We start from the raw sequence: 18793 nt of genomic DNA on the forward strand, positions 1-18793 counted from the left end.
AAGGGGGAATTTGCGTCCGAACATTAAGGTCTCCAGAAAGTGTTTCGGTGAAGCGAACGAAGATTATTGATAATCGTCTAGATCGTCAATAACAGCCTCGCGTTACATTTCCGTTGACCGAAGTAGCTACGAATGAAAGCGAATTCATAAACGATGAAGGTGGCCGTGGCGGCCACCTTCATCGTTTATATTCAAAATCGCCTTTAGTTACGGCTGTGAAGCAGCTCGTTCACTGTGTCCGCTGATCTCCGCAGCACGTGCTTCTGCAAACGCAGCAGCACCAATCAGCGCACACTTGTCTTCTAAGATGACGCGTACTGGCATGGTGTGAAGTAGCGGAGAGAGACGGCCCTTATCCAATAGCGCATCACGGAACGGACCCGACTTTAGTGTCTTCAAAATCTTCGGCGGGATGCCACCACCAAGATAGATACCGCCAGCAGCCAGCAGCTTCAATCCCATGTTGCCGCACTCTGCGCCAAGAGAGGCACTGAACATCTCCAGTACCTTCGCGGTCAGTTCGCACGAACCATCCTCACCCGTGGTGCCGATCACGAAGTTCGGATCTTCCGTCTCCATGCGTTCGCGCAACCACTTGGGTTCTTCCATCTTCTTCGCGTCGCGAAGGAATTCATAGATGTTCTTCAAACCAAGACCACTCACCACGCGCTCGGTAGATACGCGGCCCTTGAGAGTCTTCAGCAGGTATTGCAACAGTTCAATCTCAAGCGGATTGCGCGGCGCCCAATCCACATGGCCGCCCTCCGATGGCAGCGGAACATGCCGCCGCGCTAACGGATTCCAGACCAGCAGGGCCTCTCCAAGACCGGTTCCTGGAGATACAAGAGCACGATGTCCCAGAGCCGACTTATCGCCTGCTTCCAACTCAAATATCTGATCCGGGCCAAGCTCCGCAACACCGTAGCCATTCGCTTCCAGATCGTTGATCAGGAAGATGTGTTCAATGCCCAGGCCCTTCGACAACTCACGCGCATCCAGTTCCCACGGCAGATTGGTCAGCTTTAGGTGACCATCCTTCACCGGCCCAGGAACGCCGAAGCATGCGGCCACTACCTGCTTCTCAACGCCCGGAGCAATACCGGGATCATCGAGAAATTCCTGAACGACATCCTGCAGACCGGCATAACCACCGGCGGGATACTTCTTGTTGCAGACCATCTGCAACTTACCGCTCGTGAAGTTATACAAGGCAAGATCAACCTTAGTGCCACCTACATCGCCTGCAAGAATCATCGTGTTAGCTCCAGAGTTCCTGTCTCTGCATCGCCGTGTGTGCCTGACTTCGGCAGCCGCTTTGCGGCCTCGGCATCCAGCAGAAGTCCAATCTGTCCATTCTCAGGCCGAATGAGCTGTGCGGGAAGTCGATCCGGATCATAACTGCCCAAAAGAACCTCGCGCAGCACCTCTGCCTTCGCGCCACCTTCAATCAGGAACACCACGCGACGGCCGTGATTGATGACCGGCCACGTCAGCGTGATGCGCCAGGAATCCTTCTGCGGTACATGGTTCGCTGCAACCAGCGTTCCCATCGCATCGATCGCGGAGGTGTTCGGGAAGATCGACGCTGTGTGACCGTCATCGCCCATGCCTAACAGCACAAGATCAAACGCAGGAGCTTCTGCTCCTTCTAGTCGGAAAGTATTGCGCAACGTCGCTTCATAACGCGAGGCAGCATCCTCAGGATTCAGTTCGCCTTCCATGCGGAAGACATTCTCTTCTGCCAACGGCACTTTGCTCAGTAGCTGCTCGCGCGTCATGCGGTAGTTGGAGTCCGCATGATCCGCAGGAACGCAGCGCTCATCCACCCAGTAAAGACGCAGTTTTTCCCAATTAATCTGTGAACGGAACGGCTCCTCTGCCAGCAGAGCGAGCATGCGCTTCGGGGTGCTGCCTCCACTGATAGCGATACGCGCCACGCCACGCGCTGCGACACCATCTGCGGCATACTTCGCAAAGACCTCTGCTGCTGCGTGTGCCAGCCGTTGCGGCGTGTCGTAGACAAGATAATCGGCAATAGTTTTTCTCGGCATTTCTTGATCCTTCTGTTCTTCGGATGCGTCGCCGCGCTGCGAGATAGTCTAGGCCTTCATCCTGAAAAAACAGAATGACGACACCATCGCCTCAAGCTCCGCACAAAGAAAACGGGCGCTGATGAGATTTCATCAGCGCCCGCTCCTGTTCCGTTAGTTAGGCCTGCCATGCGCGTCCATCGCGCTCCAACAGTTCATCTGCTTCCTTCGGGCCCCACGAACCAGCATCGTAGTTCGGGAAGTCCTTCTTCTGAGCCTTCCATGCTTCGAGGATCGGCGTCATCAGAGCCCATGTGGTCTCCACGCCTTCACGCTCTGCGAACAGCGTTCCATCACCCAGCATGGCATCCAGCAACAGACGCTCGTAGCCATTGGCAGACGACTTGCCGAACGCTTCAGCATAGGAGAAGTTCATGTTCACCTGTGCAATGTTCGTCGTCGGTCCAGGGATCTTCGCACCGAACTTCAGCTTGATGCCGTCATCCGGCTGAATGCGCAGCGTAAGAACGTTCGGCTCAAGCTGTTCTGCACCAGCACCAGAACCCTGGAAGATGTGCAGCGGAGGACGCTTGAAGGTGATGACCACTTCCGTCACACGCGTCTTCAGACGCTTGCCTGCGCGGATGTAGAACGGCACACCAGCCCAACGCCAGTTGTCGATCTCTAGCTTCATCGCAGCAAACGTCTCCGTCTGCGATTCTGGACTCACACGGTCTTCCTCGCGATAGCCCTTTACGGCTTCGCCATCAACAGTGCCCGGACCATACTGGCCACGCGCCGTGTTCTCTACCGGAATGGGGCTGATTGCCTTCCAAACCTTCAGCTTCTCGATACGCACGGGAGCCGACTCGAAAACGTCTGGTGGTTCCATGGCGACGAAGCTGAGTACTTCCATCACGTGGTTCTGCAGAACGTCACGCAGAGCACCGGCTGCCTCGTAGAACGGTCCGCGGCCTTCAATGCCGATGGATTCCGCAGCGGTGATCTGGATGTGATCGATGTAATTGCGGTTCCAGATGGGCTCAAAGATGCCATTGCCGAAGCGGAAGACGAGGATGTTCTGAACCGTCTCTTTGCCCAGGTAATGGTCGATACGGAAGATCTGATCTTCCTTGAGCACCTGGTTGATCTCAGAATTGAGCTTCTTCGCGCTTTCCAGATCCGTACCGAAGGGCTTCTCGATGATGACGCGGACCCAGTGGTCGCCGTCTTCACCAGTCATGCCGTGGTTGCCCAGGCGGTGGGTGATGTCAGCGAAGAACTCCGGAGCAACGGCAAGATAGAACAGGCGGTTGCCCTTGGTGCCGAACTGCTTGTCGAGGTCGGCGAGATACGCCTTCAGCTTCTCAAAACCTTCGTCGTTGTCGAACTCGGTGGCGAAGTACTTCACGCGGTCGATGAACTTGCCGAGCTTCTCTTCCTTCTCATCGACGCCGCCGCCCTTGAGGATGCCGTCCTTCATGTCCGGCGCAAAGGTAGCAGAGAGGTCGCGACGAGCTACGCCGACAACCGCAAAATTCTCAGGCAGAAGATTCGCCTGCTCCAGGTGATAGAGCGCGGGCAGCAGCTTACGCTTCGTCAAATCGCCCGAAGCACCAAAAATCACAACGATGCAAGGCTCCGGAATGCTTTCCTTGCACTTGTTCGCTTCCACCTGCTCCGGGGAAACATTGATACCGGTTGTTGCCATGGGTTCAATCCTTCTTCAATTCTTGCTGCGAAAGGCCGCCGCAGTCTTCTTTGTTGTTAGAGCGCACGGCGGCCTCGCCGGATTCATGGGAATGCGCTCGAATACTGCTCCAGTAGACGAAACTACTCCTTCTTCATGGCGTGACCGCCGAAGGCATTACGCATCACGGACAGCATCTTGTCCGTCAGGTTGTCAGTTTCACGCGAACGAATACGGCGGATCAGCGACTCCGTGATCACCGGTGCCGAAACATTCAGATCGATTGCCTCAAACACTGTCCAGCGGCCTTCGCCCGAATCCGGAACGAACGGTGCGATGCCCTTCAGTTCGGGGTTCGCCTTTAGAGCTTCCGCGGTCAGGTCCAGAAGCCACGAACGGACGACCGAACCGTACTGCCAGATCTCTGCGATCTGTGCGTTGTTCAGGTTCAGCTCCTTCTTCGCTTCAAAGATCGCAAAGCCTTCTGCGAACGCCTGCATCATGCCGTACTCAATGCCGTTGTGCACCATCTTCACGAAGTGGCCTGCGCCGCTCGGTCCAGTGCGTCCCCAGCCCTTATCAGGAGCAGGAGCCAGCGTCTCGAAGATGGGGCGAAGCTTCTCAACCACGTCTTCGTCGCCGCCAATCATCATCGAGTAGCCTTCCTTCAGGCCCCACACGCCGCCGGACGTACCTACGTCGACAAACTCAAAGCCTTCAGCCTTCAGCTCGCCGTGACGACGGATCGATTCCTTGTAGTTCGAGTTACCGCCATCGATGAAGATGTCGCCCTTCTGCATCAGGGGCTTCAGCTTGGCAATGGTGTCGTCCACGGGCTTGCCGTCCGGAACCATGATCCAGACTGCGCGCGGAGCCTGCAGGTTCTTCACCAGGTCTTCCACGGAATCCACGCCTACCGAACCGGCAGCGGTCAGCTTTGCAGTGGCTTCCTTGTTGAAGTCAAAACCCACCACCTTGTGGCCACCCAGGCGGAGACGCTCCGCCATGTTGCCGCCCATTTTGCCAAGGCCAATCAGACCAATTTCCATGTTGTACTTCCTCTCAAAATCGGTTGAAGCTGAATCTCTTGAAATAGGGGAAAGAGCCGGATTGCTCCGGCCCTTCCTGTAGTTCTCCGCGAAGTGTTACTTCGCGATGGCTGCCTGTGCAGCCTTGACGATGTTTTCCGGCGTGAATCCGAAGTGCGCCAGCACTTCCGGTCCAGGCGCCGAACCGCCGAAGTGGTCCAGTCCGACAACGGAACCGTCGCGGCCCACGTACTTCCACCAGCCCTGCGTTGCACCGGCTTCCACAGCCACCTTTGCCACGCCGTGCGGGAAGATGCTGTTCTTGTACTCTTCCGTCTGCTCATCGAAGAGGTGGAAGCTGGGCATGGAGATCACGCGAGCCTTGATGCCAGCCTTCTCAAACTCAGGCAGCGTCTTGAGTACCAGCGAGATTTCAGAGCCGGTTGCCACAACGATGACGTCCGGGTTCTCCACGTCGACGAGGACATATGCGCCCTTGCGAACGCCTTCCCACAGTGTGGGATACTTCGCGACGTCGAGTACCGGCAGGTCCTGACGCGACAGCGCCATGAACGAAGCCGACTTGCGCTCCACCATCAGCTGGTAGCAGACCGCGGTCTCATTCGCATCCGCCGGACGGAAGTCCGTAAGCTGCGGGATCGCGCGAAGGCTCATCAAGTGCTCCACCGGCTGGTGTGTCGGACCGTCAGCGCCGAGCGCGATCGAATCGTGCGTGAAGACGAAGAGCGAGTGCGTGCTCATCAACGCTGCGAGACGGATGGCGTTCCGCATATAGTCGCTGAACACGAAGAAGGTCGATCCGAAGGGGATCAGGCCGCCGTGCGCTGCCATGCCGTTCACTGCTGCCGCCATACCGAATTCGCGCACGCCGAAGAAGATGTTGCGGCCCTTCGGATCGTCGTGGAACGAAGGCGAGTTGTTGAAGATCGTCTTCGTCGACGAGGTAAGGTCAGCTGCGCCGCCGATCAGTTCCGGCAGAGCATCGCCCAACGCCTGCAGAACCACCTGACCGGCGGAACGCGTCGCAATGGCCTTTTCTGTGGAGAAAGGCTTGATGTTCTTGTTGTAGTCAGCAGGAAGCTCAGGCTTTGCCGTGCGCGTGAACTGCGCAGCCAGCTCGGGGTGAGCCGCCTTGTACTTTGCAAACAGCTCGTTCCAGGCTTCCTGTTCCTTCTTGCCCTTGGGAACTGCGGAACGCCAGTCATCCAGCGCGGCCTGCGGCTCAGCGAAGTCAACATCCGGATCGAATCCGAAGAATTCCTTCGTCTTGCGCGTGGCTTCCTTGCCCAGAGCTTCACCGTGCACGTGCTTGGTGCCAGCCTTCGGCGAACCGTAGCCGATGATGGTGCGGATGCGGATCAGCGACGGCTTCTCCGTCTCCAGCTTCGCAATGTTGATCGCCTGCTGGATCTTCGCGAGGTCGTTGCCATCGTCAACGTACTGCACGTGCCAGTGGTACGCATTGAAGCGCTCATCCACGTTCTCCGTGTAGCTCAGTTCGGTGGGACCATCCAGCGAGATCAGGTTGTCGTCATAGAATACGATCAGCTTGCCCAGCTTGAGCGTGCCAGCCAACGAAGCGGACTCGTGCGAGATACCTTCCATCAAGCAGCCATCACCCACAATGCAGTAGGTGTGGTGATCGACGATCTTCATATCCGGCTGGTTGTAAACAGCGGCCTGGTGCTTTTCAGCAATTGCCAGACCAACGGCCATGGCAAGTCCCTGACCAAGCGGTCCGGTGGTCACTTCCACGCCCGGCGTGAAGCCGTATTCCGGGTGTCCCGGAGCCTTGGAGTGCCACTGACGGAATGCCTTCAGGTCGTCCAGCGAAAGGTCATAACCGGACAGGTGCAGTGCGCCGTACTGCAGCATGGAAGCGTGGCCGTTCGATAGTACAAAGCGGTCGCGATCAATCCACAATGGGTCCGTCGGGTTGTGCTTCATGTTGCGCGCGTACAGCAGGTATGTCAGCGGCGACAGCGCAATCGGCGCTCCGGGGTGCCCATTGGCCGCCTTTTCAATCGCATCTACGGCGAGCAGGCGGAGTGTGTCAATTGACAGCTTCTCGAGATCGGTCATTCGTTCCTCTGGGTTGGTGGTCGCCTCTCATGGGCGCCGGATCAACGTTTGCGGCAGCACGCCGCATCTTCAGTAATCAAAACGCTTCAGCCCCGCATAACCGTGCATTTACGTAAACAGGGCTTAGCATTCAGTGTACAGGCGACGTGCGAAAACCGCCTCACGCCCCCTCTAGATTCACCGAGAAGTTACGCCCAAGCCACCGGTTTTCCAGCGGCCAGAACAGTGTCATCTCCAGTGTTCCACTTGTTCCCGGAGGAATCGGCAGTTCCGCCGCAAACCCCGGATATCCGACCAGTTTTGCATCGGTATTATGGGTATTCGCCCAGCCATCCACGGTCCACACCACGCGGAAACGCTCCGGATCAAGCACCTGCAGGCGCTTCCCCGCAGGCAATTCCGTTACAGGTCGCGTGATCTGGAAGAACTCCACTTCGCTGCGGAAAGTACGCTCCTCGCGCCGCACGCCGTAGCGCTCTTCCACTACGGAAATGCGGTCGAACACCCGACCATCCACCACAGAACGCAATAGCTTGATGTACTCGGCATGGGCCCACACCAGCGGTTGCGCCGATCCGGCGCTGCGGCCGAAGTACAGCCCTTGCTCCGGCATATCCGCGTAATCCCACACCTGCTCCGGCAACATGCCACCGAACGAACTGAACCGCTCAATCGCCTTCACATACTGCGCGTAATTGCCGCCGCCAGCCAGTTCATAATGGGCGCGTTCGCCGGTCAGAATCGGCCATGCCCTGCCCTGGCCATAGTGAATGAACGGTTCGCCATCCTTCTGCTGACCGTAGCCATCATGGTTGTACCGCCGCCAGCACGCGCCATAGGGCGTGTCGATCTTCAACACCTTGTCGATGACCTTCAACGAATCAACAATCAGAGGATCATCCGCACGCCGCACACCGTAGCGCACCAACTCCAGGAAGCCCGCATCGACAATCTCATTCGCCGCGAAGTTATAACGCTCACCGGGAGCGCGATTCGCGATGTTGTAGCGGCCTTCGCCAAAGGCAGGGTTATAGAAGCTCTCGCCCGGCTTTGGCGGCTGGATACGCACATAATGCCGCTTCACATCTGGATGCAGCACACCGTCATTCGTAACGGTCCACTCATCCAGATGATCTTCAATCCAGTCGGCATAGCTTTCCAGAAAGTTCGCCAACTCCGGCGAATGATGTGCACGCGCGACATCTGCCGCGCATACCAGCGCAGAGATCACCGTAGCCAGCGTCGAAGGCGAATAGCCCGAAGCCTCTTCCCAACGCTCCTGCTGCGTAATCGGCGCATAACGCACAAGAAACGCTGCAGCATGCTCAATGAACGGAAACACATCAAAATTTCCCAATCCATCCAGCTTCCACAAACGCCACGCCAGCATGATGGGAAACGCTACTTCATCCAGTTGAATGCCGGTCCAGTAAGGCGTTCCGTCAATCCAGAAATTCTGCGCAAACGATCCATCCGGACGTTGCGTACAAGCCAGATACACCAGCGCACGCCGCGCCGTATCAATGCGTCCACACGCAAGTAAAGCCGTGGCGGATTGGATCATGTCTCGCGTCCACACAAGGTGGTATCCGCCCAGATCGTCATCGCCCTTTGCATTGCCCCACGGGATCGAGGCCGATGCAATGAACGCGCCCGAATACGTCTTGTCCTCGTGCGCCAGAATCGTATTGTGACTAATGCGCATCAAGCGGCCATTGTCATGCGAAGCCGCCGCCAAACGTTCCGGTGAAGCCGCACGATGCCACTGTTCCACAAACCGCTTCACATGCAGTTCATATGGCACCGAAAGCGACTGCATCATGCCCGCCAGCGCCGCGTGATAGCCATCGCCAAACGCAATCGCAAGTGTGAATTCTCGGTTACGGGCTACGTCAATTTCGCCCGTCACGGCGATGTTGCCGTCCAACGCCTGGCCGAACTCCCAGTCCATCCGCATATTGCCGGACAAATCCTGGTAACCATCGCTTGAGCCCACATACCCGCAGGAACTGCGCGTAAATCCGCAATCCACGCCCATTGCCAGCGATGTGTTTCCCTTCCACGCCAGGATTGCGCGGCGACCAGCCACTTCAATCGATCGCGCGCTGTTCCCTGCGCCGCCGCCGTCCAAATGAGGAGCCAGCAGCGCATAACACTTCAAACGCGAGAGAACGCTCTCATCGCCTTCAATCTTCACGTGCATTAGCACTACAGGATGATGCGGATCGCAGACGAATTCCTTCGTCACCGTGTAGCGTCCGCCCAGGTCGCTGGCCACAACGCGCACCGCCAACGCATCCGGATCGATGTAGTGAAAATCAAACTCGAAATCGCGCTTTTCTTCATGTACGAACGTCTCGCCGTCCGTGAAGATCAGTTCCATGTCGCGCGTCTGCGGGCGATCGATGGTGGGATAGTAAATCTCGTTCAGAATGCCATGGGAAATGGTGTACCAGACACGGCTGGACGCGGCATACGCGGTACACACCGCATCCTTCTTGCTGGAAGTCCAGCGCGCTTCCAGCCCGGGTGCGCCAAAAGCTGGGCCCTGATCGTTCAGCCACCGGTAAGCAGCGGTCAATGCATTCATGCTGATTCCATTACACCCTACCCGGCGCGGCATGTACACGGCGGAAGCCACTCTGAAACGGGAAATATCGACCGTTATGCCGCTTTCTGTAATCCACAACTCACGGCGCATCCACTCCGCGCACCCCGGCATCCAACCTTAACGCGATAGCAAGCCGTGTGTTGTCACAATGAAACCCGGGTGTTTCATAATGGACGCACCAACAAAGTTCCCCCGAGACGAGCAGCACCCAAGGAGAAGAACACCGTGCCTTTCGAACTTCCGCCACTTCCCTACGCGTACAACGGCCTGGAGCCGCACATTGACGAAGCGACCATGAAGCTTCACCACGACAAGCACCACGCTACCTATGTGAACAATCTGAATGGCGCGGTGGAGAAGCACCCCGAACTCGGAACCAAGTCCGTGGACGACCTGCTGAAGGATCTGAACGCTATCCCGGAAGATGTGCGCGGCGTAGTGCGCAACAACGGTGGCGGTCATTCCAACCACACCATGTTCTGGGAGATCATGAAGCCCAACGGCGGCGGCGCTCCCGCCGGCGCAATCGCTGAGCAGATCAAGGCTGACTTCGGCGACTTCGAAACCTTCAAGAAGACCTTCAACGAAACCACCGCGAAGCAGTTCGGCAGCGGCTGGGGATGGCTCATCTTCAAGGGCGGCAAGCTCACCATCGTCACCACGCCGAACCAGGATAGCCCCATCTCCACGGGCAGCTACCCCATCCTGGGCAATGACGTTTGGGAGCACGCCTACTACCTGAACTACCAGAACCGCCGCCCCGACTACCTGGCCGCATGGTGGAACACCGTGAACTGGGAAGAGGTCAACAAGCGTTTTGAAAAGGCGAAGAACTACTAGTTCACTTCCTTAACCATAATCCGGGGCCACGAGCAATCGTGGCCCTTCGTTATGGAAGCGATGAAAGGAGCACAATAATCCAATGCCCCTTCTCAGCGAAGCGCAACAGGCATATCTCGCAAACCCGTTCTACAGCGCGCTCACCACTGCTCAAAGAGCTTTTTGCGAACACGTGAGTGGAGCATTGCGTTATCGCCCCGAAATACTTCCTTTCGCGGCGGTCGCAACACCCGAAACACACCTCGATCTCATACGATTACGCCGCGATACCGATACCAACTTCATCGGCGTTATCCCACGCATGGCAGCAGAAATGCCAGATGCAATACGTGCCACATGCGTGCAGATGGCCTGGCAGCCACGCAAACACTTCATCCCACCCGCGCCACTCCCCAACGAATGCGAACTTGGCGCTGCGGAAGCGCATGAGATGGTGGAACTCACACAGGCAGCCTTCCCCGGTTATTTCCGCGCAAAAACGTACCGTCTGGGCCGTTACATTGGCATGCGCGAGAATGGGCAGCTAGTCGCCATGGCAGGCCACCGCACACGCATGCCCGGCCTGCGTGAAATCAGCGGTGTCTGCACACGCCCCGGCCACACAGGCAAGGGCTATGCACAACACCTCATCCAACGATTGTTAGCGGATGAATCGGGCGATATTCCTTACCTGCACAGCGTCAGCACCAACGCACGCGCCATCGCCATCTACAAAGCACTCGGCTTCATCACGACGGGCGAAGTGGACTTCCTGAAGTTGTCGCAGCACCCTTAAAACGAAGCGAACACTTCACGCGCAGCGGCAATGGTTGCTTCCACTTCTGCTTCGCCGTGCTGCAACGAAACAAACGCTGCCTCAAACTGCGAGGGCGGCAACCACACGCCCCGCTCCAGCATGCCGCGATGGAATCTCCCAAAGCGCGCCGTGTCGCTCTTGGAAGCATCCTCAAAGTTACGCACCGGGCCCTGCTGGAAGAACCACGTAAACATCGAACCTGTTCCTGCAACCCAGAGATCGATGCCGGCTTTCTTCGCTTCCCGCGCCACACCATGCGCGATCAGACTCGTGACCTCCGCAAGCTGTTCGTACAGAGCATCGCCGCCATCCAACAACTGCCGCAAAGTCGCAATGCCCGCAGCCATTGCCAACGGATTGCCGCTTAGCGTTCCCGCCTGATAAACAGGGCCCAGCGGTGCAAGGAGATTCATAATCTCCGCGCGACCGCCGAACGCACCCACCGGCAAGCCACCGCCAATAATCTTTCCAAGCGTCGTCAGATCCGGCGTAATGCCGTAGAGCGACTGTGCACCGCCCAGCGACACGCGGAAGCCCGTCATCACCTCGTCAAAGATCAGCAGTGTGCCTTCGCGCGTGCAGATCGCACGCAAACCTTCCAGAAACTCTGGCTGCGGCAGAATCGTTCCTGCGTTGCCCACCACCGGCTCCAAAATTACGCACGCTATTTCGCCGGGATGCTTCGCAAACACCGCCTCGACCTCGGCAAGATCGTTGTATCGAATGGCCGTGGTGAACTGCGTCGTCTCCATGGGAATGCCAGCAGAACCGGGAATACCCAGCGTCGCCACACCGCTACCTGCCTTCACCAGCAGGGCGTCGGAGTGTCCGTGATAACAGCCCTCAAACTTCAGAATCCGATTGCGATGCGTAAACGCGCGCGCCACGCGAATCGCACTCATCACAGCTTCCGTGCCGCTGGAAACAAAGCGCAGCTTTTCAATGGACGGCACACATTGCATCACCATCGCAGCCAATTCCGCCTCAGCCGCGGTTGAGGCACCAAAGCTCGTCCCCTTTGCCGCCGCTGCCTGCACCGCTGCCGTCACCGTCGGTTCGGCATGGCCCAGGATCATTGGCCCCCACGAGCCGAAGTAGTCGATGTAGCGATTACCGTCCGCATCGAACAAGTACGCGCCCTCCGCGCGTTCCACAAACGGTGGGTCGCCGCCGACAGAGCGAAAGGCCCGCACCGGCGAGTCCACGCCTCCGGGGATGAGCGCCTCAGCGCGCTGCTGCAGTTCACGGGAGCGATTCAGAGAAAGAGACATCAGGAAAAGTATAAAGTTCCTCTGAGAACGGCTCGGACCCCCTGTATCACATGCCGCGCCTGATATCCTCAAAGCTCACGCAGCAAAGCGCCGCCGACCGCCTTACACCGCAGCCAACCACTCCGCGACAAAGACGCAAGGGATCGAACGTGAACGCAGGCACCAAAACAACCAAGGCCGCAACCAAAACCGCCGTAAAGACCAAGCCCGTCACCTATGCTGACGCTGGCGTAGACATCTCTGAAGGCGACCGCACCAAGCAGCGTATCAAGATGCTTGCGCGCAAGACGTTCAACAAGGGCGTCCTCAGTGAAATCGGCGGCTTCGGCGGCCTCTTTGGCCTCGATGTGGCCAAGTATCCTGACCCCGTTCTGGTTTCCAGCGCCGACGGCGTGGGCACCAAGCTGAAGGTCGCCTTCGAGCTCGGAATCCACCACACCGTGGGTTGTGACCTGGTCAACCACTGCGTCAACGACATCGCTGTACAGGGCGCTACCCCCCTCTTCTTTCTGGATTACCTCGCCACCGGCAAGCTCGAAGGCGGCGTTCTGGAGAAGGTTGTGGAAGGCCTCAGCGAAGCCTGCCGCGCCAACGGTTGCGCGCTGATCGGTGGCGAAACCGCGCAGATGCCCGGCTTCTATGCCGAAGGCGAATACGATCTCGCAGGCTTCATCGTGGGCGTGGTCAATCGCGACCAGATCATCACCGGCGACAAGATTCAGGCGGGCGATGTGCTCTTCGGCCTGCCCTCTAACGGCCTCCACACCAACGGCTATTCCCTGGCTCGCAAGCTGCTCTTTGAGGTAGCAAAGTACGGTGCGGACCAGTACGTGAATGAGTTGAAGGACAAGACTGGCGCGGCCCTGATGCGTCAGCACCGCAGCTACCTCAGCATCCTGAAGAAGCTCACCTCCGCAGGCATCGTCACCGGCATGGCCCACATCACCGGCGGCGGCATCACGGAAAATCTGCCGCGCATTCTGCCCAAGGGCCTTTGCGCACAGGTGGAGCTCAGCTCGTGGGAAGTTCCGCCACTCTTCCAGCATCTGCAGACGCTCGGACAGGTAGATCAGGATGAGATGATGCGCACCTTCAACATGGGCATCGGCATGATCGTCGTTGTTCCTGCGGAAGCTGCGAAAAAGGCCAAGGCAATCCTGAACCGCGCGAACGAGCGCTTCCACGTCATCGGCCGCATCGCTCGTGGCGAACGCCGCGTGAACTACGTATGAGCGAGGCACGTAAGGCGCGGCTCGGAGTTCTGCTCAGTGGTCGTGGATCGAACTTCATTGCCATCGCCGATGCCATCGCCAATGGCTCCCTGACCGGCTGCGATATTGCCGTGGTGCTCTCCAACCTTGCAGATGCACCCGGCCTCGCCGCAGCGCAGCAACGCGGCCTCGCCACCGAGGTACACGTCTCCAAGGGCGTCCCGCGCGCCGAGCACGACGCAAAGATGATCGCTGCGCTCAATGCGCATGAGATTGACCTGGTCATCCTCGCCGGCTACATGCGTGTGCTTTCGCCGGAATTTATTCGCGCCTTCCCGGATCGCATTCTGAACATCCACCCCTCACTGTTGCCGTCCTTCCCGGGACTCCACGCACAGAAGCAGGCGCTGGACTACGGCGCAAAGGTCGCCGGATGCACCGTCCATTTCGTGGACGAAGCCGTGGACCACGGCGTCATCATCCTGCAGCGCGTCGTTCCAGTAGAAGACAACGACGACGAAGCCACGCTCTCCGCGCGCATCCTTGAACAGGAACATCAGGCCTACACGGAGGCCATTGCCCGCGTCCTCAGCGGGCGGTATCGCGCAGAAGACAGACGTTACCGGTTGTCGTAAAGCTGTTTCGCTGCATCACAACATTGGCTGCACAATCTTTGCTTACGGATTCATCTGCCTTGACGCTTTCGGTTAACGCACTCCCAGACGACCAGAGCTCCATACGCCGGATGATGTCGCAGTTCTTCGACGCCACCTCCGATGCCGTCCTTTTCCTGAACCGCGATTTCATCATCACCTTCCTGAATCGGCGCGCCGAAGAGATTCTGGCCCCGCGCGGATACATTCTGGGCATAAGCCTATGGGAGGCTTTCCCGGCAGCGGCAGTTCCGGATTCGCCCTACTGGATCAACTATCACCGCACCATGAACGAAGGCATCTCCACGCGCTTTGAGGCGTACTACGGCGATCCACTCAACCTGTGGTTCGACGTCCATGCGCTTCCATCGGACGATGGCATCATTCTCTTCTTTCGCGACGCCACACGTGGACGCGCCAACCGTGAAGCTCTTGTAGAGAAGACGCGCGAGGTGGAACAGCAACTCGCGGAGATTGAATCTCTCTACCGCACTGCGCCCATCGGACTGGCCCTCTTCGACCTCGACGACTATCACTATGTTCGCCTGAACAATCGCCAGGCCGCCTTCTTCGGACTCAAACCGGAAGAGATTGTTGGCCGCACGCTGACAGAAATGGCACCCATCGAAGGCCTGCGTGAACTCTTCGATCAGGTCGCACACGGTGGCCCTCCCGTTGTGAACTTCCCGCTCGAAGGAGCACTCGTCACAGATCCAGACGACTACCGCTACTGGACGGTCAGCTACTTCCCGGTCACTGGCCCCGATGGTGTCATCCAAGGCATTACCGCAGCATCGTTGGAAATCACGCAGCAGAAAAAAGCCGAGCAGGCTCTAATGGAAAGCGAGAAGCTTGCCGCCGTGGGCCGCCTCGCCGCTTCCATCGCACACGAGATCAACAATCCGCTGGAATCTGTCACCAACCTGCTCTACCTCGCACGGCACAGCAACTGCATCGAAGACGCGCAGCAGTTCATTCTGCAAGCGGAAACGGAGTTACAGCGGGTTGCGCACATCACGAGTCAGACACTCCGCTTCCATAAGCAGGCCAGCAGCCCGCAGGAGGTCTCCGGTAAGGCCCTGATGGAAAGCGTCCGCTCCGTCTTCCACGGCAAACTTGTGAACACAGCCGCTGTGGTAGAAGAACGCCATCGCGATGCCCCGCCGGTACGCTGCTTCGAGGGTGAGATACGTCAGGTCATTAGCAATCTGATGGGCAATGCGCTGGACGCCATGCCACACGGTGGGGGCCGCCTTCTGTTGCGTAGCCGCAAGGCATTTGATCCACATACCGGCGCGCCGATGCTTGTGCTTACTGTGGCCGACAACGGCAGCGGCATTCCCAAACAGATACTCGAGAAAATCTTCCGCCCCTTCTACACCACCAAGGGCATCGTGGGTACCGGCCTTGGCCTATGGATCAGCCAGGAGATTGTCGACCGCCACCACGGCAGAATGCGCGTCCGCAGCCGCGAAGGCAAAGGCACCGTCTTCACTATCGCGCTGCCCTACGACGCCGTCAGCCGTTAGATCAAACGCAAATCGCAAAGGGCATGGCGTAAGCCATGCCCTTCGTCGATATTTATGTTGTTAAGAGACGCGCCCTAAATCTGCCGGTCATTCGACGCTTCGCCCAGCGTCACCTTCACATCCATCCTGCGGCGTCCGCGGAAGGCCGTAACCGTCACAACATCGCCAGTTTTGTGTGAGTTCATCACGCTGGAAATGTCCTGCACGTTAGTGATTTCTTCGCCATCAATTGCCACGATGAAATCGCCACCCAGCATCACCGGAGTATTGCCAAGCGCAGCACGCTGTGTTCCGCCCTTCAAGCCGGCACGCTCCGCAGCACCACCCGGCAACACACGCTGAATCAGCACACCGTAATCCGCCGGCAAGCCAATCTGGTCGGCCAGATCCGGCCCGATCTCCAGCGGCGTAATCGCCAACGACGGACGACGAACATGCCCATACTTTGAGAAGTCATCCAACACAGCGCGCGCCGTATTGATCGGAATTGCAAAGCCAATGCCCGCGCTCTGGTCCGCACCGTTGTTGCTGGCAATCATCGTGTTGATACCGATCACCTGCCCACGCGAATTCATCAACGGACCACCGCTGTTACCGGGGTTAATCGCGGCATCCGTCTGGATCGCGTTATCGATCGCATTGCCGTTCGGCCCGCGCACGCTGCGGATAGCGGAGATGATGCCGCGCGTCATGGTGCCAGACAAGCCAAACGGATTGCCGATGGCAAAAACCTTCTGCCCCACCTGCAGATTGCGCGAATCCGCAAGCTCCACCGGCTGCAGGTTTGGCGCGTTGATCTGCAACAGCGCAAGGTCATGCGCTTTGTCCACCGTCACTACCTGCGCCTTGTACTTGTGCTTGTCTGCAAGCTGAACTTCCACGCGCTGATAGTTCTCGCCAATCACGTGGTTGTTCGTCAGGATGTGTCCCTGCTTGTCCAGGATGAAGCCAGACCCCTGGCCCTGCTGTGGCACCGCGCCATAGAAGAAGTCGAGCGCAATCGTGGTGCTGGTGATATTCACCACACTCGGCGTCACACGCTTGTACACGGCAATGTTGTTTTGTTCTTCCGCGTCATACGCAGGCTGCGCGTTCGCCACGTTCAGATCAAACGCACCCAGCGGCCCGCTCAGATGCTCCATCCGGCTACCGTTCATCGACGGCGCATAACGCTCCATCAACGCGGCGACCGTACCCGTGGGCCACAGATGCTGCGTCAGCAGATAAAAACCAAATACCAACAAAACAACCAACAGAACTCTACGCAACTTCATCCAGGCGCCCTCCGGAGCGCACCAAAGACAGGCACTTACAGTGTATCTGCGCCACTACATCGCTTCCCCGGCGCGCTCTGCGGATTCCCTCTTCAGGATCTCCCAAAGCGTTTGCACTTCGTCGCGAAGCTCTTCCAGAGAATCATCGTTGGCAATCACATAGTCCGCCATGGCGGCCTTGCGTTCATCGGTCCACTGCGCAGCATTACGACGATCAAAGTCCGCTGCAGCCGCTGCTTTATCCAACCCGGAAACACGCTGAATGTAGCGCCACCGCCGCTGCTCCTCAGGTGCAGTCACCACCACAATGCGATCAAAGCGCGTGCGCCACGGAGTAGCATCCTCAGCGCTGGCCACATGTTTTGTCTCAAACACCAGCGCCGACTCCACAACCGCCACCGCCAGCGGGTCCTTAGCTGCAATCTCTGCGGCCCAGCGTGCCTGCTCCGCAATCACTAACGGATGAACAATGCTGTTCAGTTCCTCAACACGGCCGTCATCAAAGGAAATTCGCGCCAGCGCAGCACGATCCAGCGATCCATCCGCCTTCACCACACCTGTGCCAAACTGTTGCACAATCGCCCCAAACGCAGCTCCGCCTGGCTGCATCAGCGCGCGGCCAATCTCATCTGACTGAGAAAGATACGCGCCGCACTCGCGCAGCATGGCCGCAGCGGTACTCTTACCGCTCCCCACACCGCCCGTCAGCGCGACGCGCAACATCTCGATTACTTCGCGGCCCGCCGCAGCTTCGCAGCCTTCACCGTGTTGTGCATCAACATAGCGATCGTCAGCGCGCCGACCCCCCCCGGAACGGGCGTATAAGCCGACGAAACAGAAAACGCCTGCGGTGCGATATCGCCCATCACCACCGAACCCCGCTTCGCAAACGTCTCCATGCGCTTCGCATCATCGCCAAAGAAGCGGTTCACTTCAGCCGCATCGCTCACGCGGTTGATGCCCACATCGATCAGCACAGCTCCCGGCTTCACCATGTCAGCAGTCACAAATCCTGCCTTACCAATGGCAACCACCAGGATGTCCGCACGACGCGTATGTTCCGCGAGATTCTTCGTGCGCCCGTGACAGATGGTCACCGTGGCATTCGCCGCAGTCAGCATCATCGCCACCGGCTTGCCCACTATGTCGCTGCGGCCAATGACAACAGCCTCCGCGCCTTCGGTGGCGATGCCGCTGCGCTTCAAAATCTCAATCACACCTGTCGGCGTGCACGGCGTCAGGCAATCCTGCCCGGTGCTTAGGCGGCCCACATTGACGGGATGAAAACCATCCACATCCTTCTCGGGGGCAACGGCATCCAGCACCTTCTTGGTGTCCACGTGCTTCGGCAGCGGCAACTGCACCAGAATGCCGTCCACGCTGTCATCCTCGTTCAGCTCGCCAATCATTGCCAGCAACTCTTCCGTGGTGATCGTCGGTTCCGGTCGCAGTTCCACGCTGCGAATCCCCAGTTCCTCACAGGCTTTTACCTTGTTGCGAACGTAAATGGCAGATGCGGGATCTTCGCCGATCAGGATCACCGTCAATCCCGGCGTGTATCCCAACGCTTCCACCTGCGACTTCAACTCAGCTTTGATCTCCGCGGCAATGGCGGTTCCGTCCAGAATGCGTGTGCTCATGTCTCTTTGAGGATATCGTGAACCCGTATCAGCATGCTTTTATGTGGCTTCGCAAAATAACATCAGAAACCCATAAGAATGTGCGGGGAGGCGCAACCCTCCTACGTGCCTCACGTC

General features: G+C 58.1%; 15 protein-coding genes. 5 read left to right on the forward strand and 10 right to left on the reverse strand.

All coding sequences use genetic code 11. The annotated features are described in order from the left end of the window. Window positions 1-207: 207 nt before the first annotated feature. The 6 genes from glk to JAO32_RS17400 all read right to left on the reverse strand — a co-directional run bounded on the left by glk (window position 208) and on the right by JAO32_RS17400 (window position 9441). Window positions 208-1254 carry a glucokinase gene (glk, locus tag JAO32_RS17375; protein WP_334242732.1) on the reverse strand — a complete coding sequence of 349 codons (1047 nt, stop codon included), beginning with the start codon at window positions 1252-1254 and terminating at the stop codon, window positions 208-210. Further along, window positions 1251-2051, reverse strand: a complete 801-nt coding sequence (pgl, locus tag JAO32_RS17380; protein WP_334242734.1) for a 6-phosphogluconolactonase — start codon at window positions 2049-2051, stop codon at window positions 1251-1253. The genes glk and pgl overlap by 4 nt, the downstream gene beginning before the upstream one ends. Before the next feature lie 157 nt (window positions 2052-2208). Next, the gene (zwf, locus tag JAO32_RS17385) at window positions 2209-3741 is read right to left on the reverse strand and encodes a glucose-6-phosphate dehydrogenase (RefSeq protein ID WP_334242736.1); all 1533 of its coding nucleotides are present in this window, start codon (window positions 3739-3741) and stop codon (window positions 2209-2211) included. Between the two features lie 122 nt (window positions 3742-3863). Then, entirely contained in the window at window positions 3864-4769 is a 906-nt protein-coding gene (gene gnd, locus JAO32_RS17390) for a phosphogluconate dehydrogenase (NAD(+)-dependent, decarboxylating) (RefSeq protein WP_334242738.1), read from the reverse strand. Between the two features lie 96 nt (window positions 4770-4865). Further along, on the reverse strand, window positions 4866-6851 hold the full coding sequence (gene tkt / locus JAO32_RS17395; protein WP_334242740.1) for a transketolase: 1986 nt from the start codon (window positions 6849-6851) through the stop codon (window positions 4866-4868). Between the two features lie 160 nt (window positions 6852-7011). Next, window positions 7012-9441, reverse strand: a complete 2430-nt coding sequence (locus JAO32_RS17400) for a glycoside hydrolase family 15 protein (RefSeq protein WP_334242743.1) — start codon at window positions 9439-9441, stop codon at window positions 7012-7014. A 246-nt stretch (window positions 9442-9687) separates the two neighbouring features. Between JAO32_RS17400 and JAO32_RS17405 the strand changes: the two genes are divergently transcribed. Together JAO32_RS17405 and JAO32_RS17410 are read left to right on the forward strand one after the other, a co-directional pair. After that, on the forward strand, window positions 9688-10302 hold the full coding sequence (locus JAO32_RS17405) for a superoxide dismutase (protein WP_334242746.1): 615 nt from the start codon (window positions 9688-9690) through the stop codon (window positions 10300-10302). An 82-nt stretch (window positions 10303-10384) separates the two neighbouring features. Beyond that, window positions 10385-11077: a GNAT family N-acetyltransferase gene (locus JAO32_RS17410; protein ID WP_334242748.1), complete on the forward strand. Its 693-nt coding sequence runs from the start codon at window positions 10385-10387 to the stop codon at window positions 11075-11077. On the opposite strand, the gene hemL is transcribed toward JAO32_RS17410, so the two are convergent. Next, window positions 11074-12369, reverse strand: coding sequence for a glutamate-1-semialdehyde 2,1-aminomutase (gene hemL, locus JAO32_RS17415; protein ID WP_334242750.1), 1296 nt, complete (start codon window positions 12367-12369; stop codon window positions 11074-11076). The two genes, JAO32_RS17410 and hemL, sit on opposite strands and share 4 nt — an antisense overlap. 50 nt (window positions 12370-12419) lie before the next feature. Between hemL and purM the strand changes: the two genes are divergently transcribed. The 3 genes from purM to JAO32_RS17430 are packed head-to-tail and all read left to right on the forward strand — an operon-like array spanning window position 12420 to window position 15762. Next, window positions 12420-13601, forward strand: coding sequence for a phosphoribosylformylglycinamidine cyclo-ligase (purM, locus tag JAO32_RS17420; protein WP_334242752.1), 1182 nt, complete (start codon window positions 12420-12422; stop codon window positions 13599-13601). Further along, a complete protein-coding gene (gene purN / locus JAO32_RS17425) occupies window positions 13598-14215 on the forward strand; it encodes a phosphoribosylglycinamide formyltransferase (RefSeq protein WP_334242753.1) in 618 nt (205 codons plus the stop codon). Before purM ends, purN begins: the two co-directional genes overlap by 4 nt. A 59-nt stretch (window positions 14216-14274) precedes the next feature. Continuing rightward, on the forward strand, window positions 14275-15762 hold the full coding sequence (locus JAO32_RS17430; RefSeq protein ID WP_334242756.1) for an ATP-binding protein: 1488 nt from the start codon (window positions 14275-14277) through the stop codon (window positions 15760-15762). 74 nt (window positions 15763-15836) lie between these two features. On the opposite strand, the gene JAO32_RS17435 is transcribed toward JAO32_RS17430, so the two are convergent. The 3 genes from JAO32_RS17435 to JAO32_RS17445 are packed head-to-tail and all read right to left on the reverse strand — an operon-like array spanning window position 15837 to window position 18676. Beyond that, entirely contained in the window at window positions 15837-17036 is a 1200-nt protein-coding gene (locus tag JAO32_RS17435) for a S1C family serine protease (RefSeq protein ID WP_334242758.1), read from the reverse strand. Window positions 17037-17090: 54 nt separating this feature from the next. Next, window positions 17091-17759 carry a dephospho-CoA kinase gene (gene coaE, locus JAO32_RS17440; protein WP_334242760.1) on the reverse strand — a complete coding sequence of 223 codons (669 nt, stop codon included), beginning with the start codon at window positions 17757-17759 and terminating at the stop codon, window positions 17091-17093. 5 nt (window positions 17760-17764) lie between these two features. Then, window positions 17765-18676 carry a bifunctional 5,10-methylenetetrahydrofolate dehydrogenase/5,10-methenyltetrahydrofolate cyclohydrolase gene (locus tag JAO32_RS17445; RefSeq protein ID WP_334242761.1) on the reverse strand — a complete coding sequence of 304 codons (912 nt, stop codon included), beginning with the start codon at window positions 18674-18676 and terminating at the stop codon, window positions 17765-17767. Between the last annotated feature and the right edge of the window lie 117 nt (window positions 18677-18793).

It is taken from the genome of Terriglobus sp. ADX1 (genome assembly GCF_036877645.1).
GTDB lineage: Bacteria > Acidobacteriota > Terriglobia > Terriglobales > Acidobacteriaceae > Terriglobus.